At 47.8% G+C, this 2384-nt stretch carries 2 protein-coding genes; both read left to right on the forward strand.

The features are described 5' to 3' along the window. Positions 1-222 precede the first annotated feature (222 nt). Positions 223-1047: a methane monooxygenase/ammonia monooxygenase subunit A gene (locus tag KF784_20050; protein ID MBX3121351.1), complete on the forward strand. Its 825-nt coding sequence runs from the start codon at positions 223-225 to the stop codon at positions 1045-1047. Next, positions 1047-2309 (forward strand): methane monooxygenase/ammonia monooxygenase subunit B, encoded by a 1263-nt coding sequence (locus tag KF784_20055; GenBank protein ID MBX3121352.1) that lies wholly within the window; start codon positions 1047-1049, stop codon positions 2307-2309. Before KF784_20050 ends, KF784_20055 begins: the two co-directional genes overlap by 1 nt. Positions 2310-2384 lie beyond the last annotated feature (75 nt).

The following is a 2384-nucleotide window of genomic DNA, read 5'->3' on the forward strand; positions in this document are numbered from 1 at the left end:
CATCTGGAATAACCAAAGCAAAGAAATACTGAACAACCGGATTGTTCCTTAATCTAGGCTGAAACTATACATCGCTCCCGTCGAAACGGGAGCGATACTCGCAAAGCGTGCATGTAAGGGAGTAAAAGCAGGCACATACAGCGGGAAAATAGTAAAAGACAAGAAAGGAATCGTCATGTTTTCACAATTAATATCACACGAAACAAACGAAGGGAGAGTCTAGTGAGCAGAACAGACGAAATTATAGCAGCGGCGAAAATGCCGCCCGAAGCAGTCAGAATGTCAAGATACATAGATGCGGTATATTTTCCGATTCTGTGTATTCTATTAGTAGGTACCTTTCACATGCACTTCATGCTGTTAGCGGGTGACTGGGACTTCTGGCTTGATTGGAAAGATCGGCAATGGTGGCCGGTAGTAACCCCGATAGTAGGCGTAATGTACTGTGCGGCGTTGATGTACTATTTATGGGTAAACTATCGTTTACCGTATGGTGCGACATTATGTATTGTTTGCCTGCTGGTAGGCGAATGGTTAACACGCTACTGGGGTTTTTACTGGTGGTCACACTACCCGATCAACTTTGTATTGCCATCGACCATGATACCCGGTGCACTGATGCTTGACACGATCATGCTATTGACGGGCAACTGGCTGATTACAGCATTACTGGGTGGTGGATTCTGGGGTTTATTCTTCTATCCTGGCAACTGGCCGATTTTTGGTCCGACCCATCTGCCGGTGGTAGTTGAAGGTGTACTGCTGTCAGTAGCGGACTACACAGGTTTCTTGTATGTACGTACAGGTACGCCGGAATACGTGAGATTGATTGAACAAGGATCACTGAGGACATTTGGTGGCCATACGACCGTGATAGCGGCATTCTTCTCGGCGTTTGTATCCATGCTGATGTTCTGCGTATGGTGGTACTTTGGCAAAATCTACTGCACTGCATTCTTCTATGTGAAAGGCGAAAGAGGCCGTATTTCAATGAAGCACGACGTAACGGCATTTGGTGAACCAGGATTTGCACAGAGGATCAAGTAATGAAAATAAAAAACATCTTAAAAGTTGGCGTCATGGGATTATATGGCGCAGCAGTAGGAGCGGCGACACTGGCACTGACAGTAGCGGTAGACGTAACACCGGTAGCAGCGCATGGTGAACGTTCACAAGAACCATTTCTGCGTATGCGTACCATCCAATGGTACGACATGAGATGGGAGCCGAAAGTCACCAAAGTGAACGACATAGCGACCATGACCGGTAAATTTCACCTGGCGGAAGATTGGCCGCGTGCAGTAGGAAAGCCGGAACGTGCATTCTTCAACGTTGGTAGTCCGAGCCCGGTATTTGTACGTTTAAGCACCAAGCTGAACGGCGAACCGACCTTCATTTCAGGGCCATTGGTCATAGGCCGTGACTATGAATTTGAAGTCAGACTGAAAGCGCGTATACCAGGACGTCATCACATGCACGCGATGGTTAACGTCAAAGAAGCGGGACCGATTGCAGGGCCAGCGTCATGGATGAACATAACCGGCAACTGGGATGATTTCACCAACCCTATAACGACATTGACAGGTCAGACGATCGATAGCGAGACATTCAACTTTGCGAACGGTATATTCTGGCACGTCGTTTGGACAGGTCTGGGTATATTCTGGATTGGCTACTACGTAGCACGTCCGATGTTCCTACCGCGCAGCCGCGTACTGTTGGCACATGGTGACGAACTGCTACTGGATCCGATGGATCGTAAAGTAGCGTGGGGTGTAGCGATACTGACCTGTGCGCTGGTATGGGGTGGTTATCGTTATACGGAAAGCAAATATCCGTACACCATACCGATACAAGCTGGTGAATCGAAAGTAGAACCATTGCCGATCGAGCCTAATCCAGTAGCGATCAAAGTGACACATGCAAACTATGACGTACCTGGTCGTGCATTACGTGTAACGATGGACATTACCAACAACGGAGATACAGCGATCAACATTGGTGAATTCACCACAGCGGGTGTACGTTTTGTAAACGCACTGGGACGTGAGCACCTTGATCCGGATTATCCAAGAGAACTGGTAGCGACGGGTTTGACATTGGATAATGAAGCATCGATTGAGCCTGGAGAAACTCGGGAAGTCAAGATGGAAGCCAAAGATGCATTATGGGAAGTACAACGTCTGATGGCGCTGTTGGGTGACCCGGAAAGCCGTTTTGGTGGTTTATTGATGACATGGGATGAAGAAGGCAATCGTTATATCAACAGTATTGCTGGAGCAGTGATTCCGGTCTTTACAAGACTGTAAGAAATAGCGAAGTAACAAGAGACCGGTACACCACTGTCGGAAGACAGCCGGTGTACCGGTTTTTTTTAGCAGAGA

This window comes from Fimbriimonadaceae bacterium, from assembly GCA_019638775.1.
GTDB lineage: Bacteria > Armatimonadota > Fimbriimonadia > Fimbriimonadales > Fimbriimonadaceae > JAHBTD01.